Source organism: Mycobacterium sp., assembly GCF_035314665.1.
In the GTDB taxonomy this organism is placed as follows: Bacteria; Actinomycetota; Actinomycetes; order Mycobacteriales; family Mycobacteriaceae; genus Mycobacterium.
Map to the genome: position 1 here is coordinate 1 of NZ_DATFZD010000216.1, position 6,021 is coordinate 6,021.

Sequence of the window (6,021 nt, forward strand, 5' to 3'; positions counted from 1 at the left end):
CCGACGACTTCGCCGACGAACTCATGGCCGAGCACGATGTCGCGATTCACGTCGTAGAGCGAGCGACCGGTCGGGTCGTCGATCCCCATCTCCGGGTGATCCATGAAGTGCACATCCGACGCGCAGATCGCGGTGCTCAGCGTTCGCAGCAGCAGCTCTCCGGGACCGGGAACCGGGTCGGCGATCACCCGGACATCGAGCCGCCCGTCGCGCAACACCACCGCACGCACCCGCAGACTCCTTTGCCTTGGAGGATCTCGAATATTCGAGATATGCTCTCGATAATTTGAACTTCACAGTACGAACACCGCAGAAAGGAAGTCAAGCGATTCCACCGTCGGCCCCCACCACTCGCGTGCTCGACGTCGTCGAACTGCTCGCCGGGCCCGGCAACGAACGACTCAGGTTCTCCGATGTGGTGCGCACACTCGGGCTCACTCAGGCGACCGCGCATGCCATCTTGACGACGCTGTGCGATCGCGGTTGGGCAAGCCGGGATCCGGTCGACAAGACGTATTCCCTGGGGCCGGCCCTTGCCGCTGTGGCGGCGCGGGTGGACACCGCGCGGCCACTGGCGCATACCGCTCATGCGGCCGCACTGCAGCTCGCCGAGGAATTCGGCTACGCCGCTTCGGTGGTCGAGCGGTTCGGCGATTCGCTGGTGATCACCGCGTTCGAGGACGCCGGTCAGCGCACCGGCGGCGCACCCGGCGACCGGATCCGCTACGCCCCGCCGTTCGGGGTTGCCTTCGCCGCCTGGGATACCGGCGACGAACAACGTGCGTGGATTCAGCGCAGCGCCGCAACCAATTCGGCGTTGGCGCGTCGCCTCGAAGAGGTGCTGGCCCACACCCGCGACCGCGGGTTCGACGTGGACTGCACGACGCCGGCGCTGACCCGGGCCGCCCAAGTCGTCGGCACGCTACCCAGCGACGGCCTGCCCGCTCACGTACGCGAGATCACCGATCAACTGCTGGCCGAATTCACCACGATCGGATTCCTCTCCGATGACGCCCCGCACCGGGCTCAGCCGGTGGCCACCATCGCCGCGCCGGTGTTCGACCACCATGGCCGGGTGGCGATGATTGTGGCCGTGCACCCGCTGCAGGACCTGACCCGCAAGCGGATCGACTCGATCGGACGGCGCATGGTGCGATTGACGACGAACCTACCTAGGAGAATCTCGGATGGACCTGCAGAGGATGAGCGACGAACTCGAAATCACCGCGCTGCTCAATAGATACGCCCGCGCCGTCGACGGCAAGGACTGGGATCTGTACCGATCGGTGTTCACCGACGATGCGCACATCGATTACTCGTCGGCGGGAGCGATCGCGGGCAGCCGCGACCAGGTTGCCGACTGGCTGGCGCAGGGCTTCGCCGCGATTCCGATGTCGATGCACTACATCACCAACATCGAAAGCCAGATCGAGGGCGGCACCGCGCGGGTGCGGGCGATGTTCTACAACCCCATGCAGCTGCCGGGGATGACCAAGCTCAGTTACTGCGGCGGCTACTACCACCACGAATTGGTCCGCACCGGCGCCGGCTGGCGCAGTCGCAGCCTGCGGGAAGACAACGTCTGGTTCATCAACTCGCCCGGTTCCTGATCGGTGCGCACACCCCGAATTAGGTCGGGGTGAACTGGCTCAAATCGTAGACGCCGAGGCTCTTTTCGATATCGGCGACTTTATCGACCACACCTTCAAAGCCGGACTGCCCGAACCGCCGGTGCTCCTCGTCCTCGAAGAGGTCGGCCATGTCGCGAAACTCCTTCGCGGGCACCACCTGGCGCAACGTCGGGAAAACGATGGTGTCTTCGCGCGCCTCATGCGGCTCATACATTCGGATGAACGCCGACATGTCCTGCACCAGCACTTCCCGCTTAGCCTGATCGAGCGCCGTCGCGGCAGTGGTGGCGGCGAGGACCCGGTCGGTGATCACGCGGCCGCGCTGGTGCTGGGTGCGCAATACCGACGTGACGTCGGTGAGTTTGCCCGCCTGCTCCAGCTTGGGGAAGACATGCTGCTCTTCCAGTTGCTCGTGATAGTCCTCGATAAAGCTTCGGATGATTGCCGCCCCGGCGTTGATCGCGTCAGCGGGAAGCTGCTCGCTCGCCTGCAGACGGCGGATTCCTTCTCGATAGATCAGCAGTACCCGTTTGAGCACTCCGTGTTCGCGCATCAAGTCTTCGGGTGGAGTGACCGGCACTTCGTCCTCTGCGGGTGCGCGGGGCTCTGCCGCCTTCGGCTGCGGCTTGTCGCACGCCGATACAGCGATGGCGCCTGCGGCCGATATGGAGATCCCCAGAAGCTGACGTCGGCCGACGGCCGGGTGCGGCGGGTCTGTCACGGACCAACCCCAGCACTGGATCGCCGAGTCGTCAAGGGGAGTAACCGCCTGACCTAGAGGCAAGATGGAGGGAAGAGTTGTTATATGGACTAAATACTTGTTATGCTAACTAAGTAAAATTGATCTGACTTGAGGAGCACGCAATGCCGCGCACCGATAACGACACCTGGGACCTGGCGACCAGCGTGGGAGCGACCGCGACGATGGTCGCCGCCGCCCGGGCAATCGCCAGCAAGGCTGACAACCCCCTAATCAACGACCGGTTCGCCGAACCGCTGGTCCGCGCCGTCGGCGTGGATTTCCTGACGAGGTTGGCCACCGGCGAGCTGGACGCCGCCGACGTCGACGACGACGAGGCCCCCTGGAAGCTCGAGCACATGCCCGTTGCGATGGCCGTCCGGACCCGCTTCTTCGACTCGTTCTTCCACGACGCGACGCGCGCCGGAATCCGGCAGGCGGTCATCCTGGCGTCCGGTCTTGACGCCCGCGCCTACCGGTTGGAATGGCCCGCCGGTATGACGGTCTTCGAGGTCGACCAGCCGCAGGTGATCGCCTTCAAGACCACCACCCTGGCCGATCTCGGCGCCGAGCCGACCGCCGATCGCCGTGCCGTCGCGATCGACCTTCGAAACGACTGGGCCGCCGCGTTGATCGAAGCCGGCTTCGACAAGAGCCAACCCACCGCGTGGATCGCCGAGGGACTGCTCGGTTATCTGCCGCCGGAGGCGCAAGACCGCTTGCTGGACAACATTTCCGCGCTCAGCGCGGATGGCAGCCGACTTGCCACCGAGGCTATTCCGGACATGTCGGACGTCGACCACGACCAGGCGCGGGAGATGATGCGCAAGGCCACCGAGAAATGGCGTGCCCACGGCTTCGACCTCGAGTTCTCCGAACTCGGGTATGAGGGCGACCGCAACGACGTCGCCGTTTACCTGGACACCTTGGGCTGGCGCTCGACCGGCCGGCCGATGAGTGAACTGCTGGCGGACAACGGGCTTCCGGCGATCCCGCAGGGCAACGACTCGGTGTCGGTAGCCGACACGGTCTACTACACCTCGATCAAGTGACCGCGGCAGCGCAACGTCGCGGTTTCAACGACGCCGTCACGCGGTTCTGGGGTTTCGCCGCACCGGCCTACAACTCGCCGTTCTTGCAGCAGTGGGTATACCGGCCGGCGCACGACGAAGTGGTTGGGCAGCTACGCGCGCACTCCTCTGCGCGGGTAGCTGACATCGCCTGCGGCACTGGCATTTTGGCCGACCGAATCGAGCGCGATCTGCATCCCGCGCAGGTCTACGGCGTGGACATGTCCGAGGGCATGCTGAACCAGGCCCGTGCCCGCTCGACGGTTGTCCAGTGGTTGCGCGGCCCCGCCGAGCAGCTTCCGTTTGACGACGGGGCGTTGGACGCCGTCGTGACGACGTCGGCGTTTCACTTCTTCGACCAACCCGCGGCGTTGCGCGAATTCCACCGGGTGCTCTCCCCCGGCGGGCTGGTGGCGGTCTCGACTCTCAGTGCGCGGCAACTGCTTCCGCAGGGGCCGGCGACCAGCCGGTGGAAGCCGGCGCATCACCCGTCGGCAAGCGCGATGCGACGCTTGTTCGAGGACGCGGGTTTCACCATCGAGGAGCAACACCGAGTCCGGCGGCCGCTGTTTACCCGGGCCATCTCCGACTTGCTGACGGTCGGCATCAAGGGCTGACGCCGACCGGTGTGCTTGCAGGGCCTCACCGAGGGTCCAGATCGCGACACCCATCAGCACAACGTCTTTGAGCAGGAACTGGCCCGGCAGCGCGGACAGCACCGGAATGGGCCCGGCGAACCGTGTGACCACGCCGGGTGTGGTGAACAGGAAGCTCAGCGTTCCGCTGAACAGCACGATCGCCATCGCGCTGCCGAGCGCCGATAACCGCGCCGTAAACGGGCGCAGGCAAATCAGTATCGCGGCAACGATTTCCAGCGTTCCCAGACCCCGCGCGACCGTGTTGGCGCTGAACACGTCATAGACCCAACTCATCAACGGGCTGTGTTCGATCAGGACCCGGGCTTCCATCTTGATGTACTTGCCGACGCCGATCCACGCCAGCGTCAGCGCCAATCCATATCGGCTAACCGCCTGACCGACGAAACTCAGCCGCGCGGGCCACCGATCGTAAGCCTTGCCGTCGTCGTCGACATATCACTCCTCCGCTTGGACTACTGGCACCGCCTGCGTTCGAATGACGGCCCGCGCCTCCCTTCGGTTCAAACGCGTTGGCTCACCAGCTCATCCGCCGGTTCGTCCCAGCGGTCGAGGTTCACCACCTCGGTCAGCGGTCGGCGACGCACCGGGCCATGTTTGCCTTTGGGCCAGCCCACCACGATATGTCCCGCGACCATCCAGTCGTCGGGCACGCCGACGGCGTCCCGCAGCAGCTGCTCGCCGCCATAGGCACCCCAGCTGGTCAGACATGCGCCCAAACCTTGGGCACGGACGGCCAACAAGAAATTCTGCATCGCCGGGAAGATCGACCCGCCGAGCAGAAGCTCGGAGGCCGTCGGAAAATGCTTCTGCGCGAACAGAACCGAGGTGAATTCGGCTGCTCGGTCGTGCAGCTCATAGGTCGCGCGGTTGGTCCGGGCCCGTCGGCTGTCGTCGTCGTCGGCGGGGCGACTCATTCCGTAGACGGGCTCGATCACCTCCAGGGCGCGGGCCGCGGCCTTGGCCACCACGGCCCGCTGCTCGGCTGACCGCAGCACGATGAAACGCCAGGCCTGCGCGTTGGCTCCGGATGGCGCCCACATCGCCGCTTGCAGACACCTCGCCAGCGTGGCGTCGTCGACCGGCTGGTCGGTGAACCGTCGGATCGTCCGCGCGGTCGACATCACCTCCCAGACGTCACTGGTTGCTCCGGGCATGCAGGCTCCCTTCGGGTCTCGCTCCCCGAAAGGAAACCTACTGCGGCCGGTCAGTGCGCACAGATGTCAGGTGCGCGGTGGACGCTGGTCGTTGGGATCGTTCGGATCTGGGTCACCGAACCAACGCGACGGCGCGTGCTCGCCGTACGTGTCGTGCCAGTCCCACCATTCGTACGGTGGACTCTGCGGGTAGCCCTCCGGCGAGTCCTCCCAGGTCTCCTGGCGGCCCAGCGCCGTCATGTCCAAAAAGCTCCAGGTGTTGCCCAGCACCTCGTCGCCGCGGTTATTGACGAAGTAGGTGCGATACACCCGGTCGCCGTCATGGATGAACGCATTGGTGCCGTGCCAGTCGTCCACGCCGAAGTCGACGTCGAAGCTGTCGGTGATCGTGTACCACGGCATCCGCCAGCCCATCCGCTCCTTGAGTCGCTCGATGCCCGGCTGCGGCGCACGGGAGGCGAACACCAGCGTGGTGTCACGGGCGTTCAGATGGGCCAGGTTTCCGATGTGGTCGGCGATCATCGAGCAGCCGCGGCAGCCGTGGTCGGGCCAGCCGTCGATGTCGGGCCCGACGAAAGCGCGATAGACGAGCAGCTGACGTCGGCCCTGGAACAGCCCCAGCAGGCTGACCTTGCCGTCGGGCCCGTCGAACTCGTACTCCTTGTCCACCGCCAACCAGGGCATCCGCCGTCGCTGCGCCGCCAGCGCGTCATGCGCACGCATCACCTCCTTCTCCTTTACCAGCAGCTGCTTTCGCGCGGCCGCCCA

8 protein-coding genes and 1 pseudogene are annotated in these 6,021 nt (G+C 65.6%); 4 read left to right on the plus strand and 5 right to left on the minus strand.

Annotated features, from left to right (window positions below):
• The coding region (locus VKI00_RS16105; RefSeq protein ID WP_324439047.1) for an alcohol dehydrogenase catalytic domain-containing protein at nt 1–221 on the minus strand (221 nt) is incomplete at its 3' end.
• 134 nt (nt 222–355) lie between these two features.
• Here VKI00_RS16105 and VKI00_RS16110 point away from each other — a divergent pair.
• Together VKI00_RS16110 and VKI00_RS16115 are read left to right on the plus strand one after the other, a co-directional pair.
• Entirely contained in the window at nt 356–1,240 is an 885-nt protein-coding gene (locus tag VKI00_RS16110) for a helix-turn-helix domain-containing protein (RefSeq protein WP_324439049.1), read from the plus strand.
• Nucleotides 1,188–1,610, plus strand: a complete 423-nt coding sequence (locus VKI00_RS16115; protein WP_324439035.1) for a nuclear transport factor 2 family protein — start codon at nt 1,188–1,190, stop codon at nt 1,608–1,610. Before VKI00_RS16110 ends, VKI00_RS16115 begins: the two co-directional genes overlap by 53 nt.
• A 19-nt stretch (nt 1,611–1,629) precedes the next feature.
• On the opposite strand, the gene VKI00_RS16120 is transcribed toward VKI00_RS16115, so the two are convergent.
• Entirely contained in the window at nt 1,630–2,352 is a 723-nt protein-coding gene (locus VKI00_RS16120; protein ID WP_324439037.1) for a hemerythrin domain-containing protein, read from the minus strand.
• Nucleotides 2,353–2,495: 143 nt separating this feature from the next.
• Here VKI00_RS16120 and VKI00_RS16125 point away from each other — a divergent pair, with 143 nt between their 5' ends.
• Both VKI00_RS16125 and VKI00_RS16130 read left to right on the plus strand, forming a co-directional pair.
• Nucleotides 2,496–3,422 (plus strand): class I SAM-dependent methyltransferase, encoded by a 927-nt coding sequence (locus VKI00_RS16125; protein ID WP_324439039.1) that lies wholly within the window; start codon nt 2,496–2,498, stop codon nt 3,420–3,422.
• The gene (locus tag VKI00_RS16130; protein ID WP_324439041.1) at nt 3,419–4,057 is read left to right on the plus strand and encodes a class I SAM-dependent methyltransferase; all 639 of its coding nucleotides are present in this window, start codon (nt 3,419–3,421) and stop codon (nt 4,055–4,057) included. Before VKI00_RS16125 ends, VKI00_RS16130 begins: the two co-directional genes overlap by 4 nt.
• A gap of 12 nt (nt 4,058–4,069) precedes the next feature.
• Here VKI00_RS16130 and VKI00_RS16135 read toward each other — a convergent pair.
• The 3 genes and pseudogenes from VKI00_RS16135 to VKI00_RS16145 form a co-directional block, all read right to left on the minus strand.
• A pseudogene (locus tag VKI00_RS16135) lies at nt 4,070–4,489 on the minus strand (DUF417 family protein); the annotation flags it as partial.
• A gap of 110 nt (nt 4,490–4,599) precedes the next feature.
• Nucleotides 4,600–5,253 (minus strand): nitroreductase family protein, encoded by a 654-nt coding sequence (locus VKI00_RS16140; RefSeq protein WP_324439043.1) that lies wholly within the window; start codon nt 5,251–5,253, stop codon nt 4,600–4,602.
• A 66-nt stretch (nt 5,254–5,319) separates the two neighbouring features.
• On the minus strand, nt 5,320–6,021 hold a 702-nt coding region (locus VKI00_RS16145), incomplete at its 5' end, for a DUF899 domain-containing protein (RefSeq protein ID WP_324439045.1).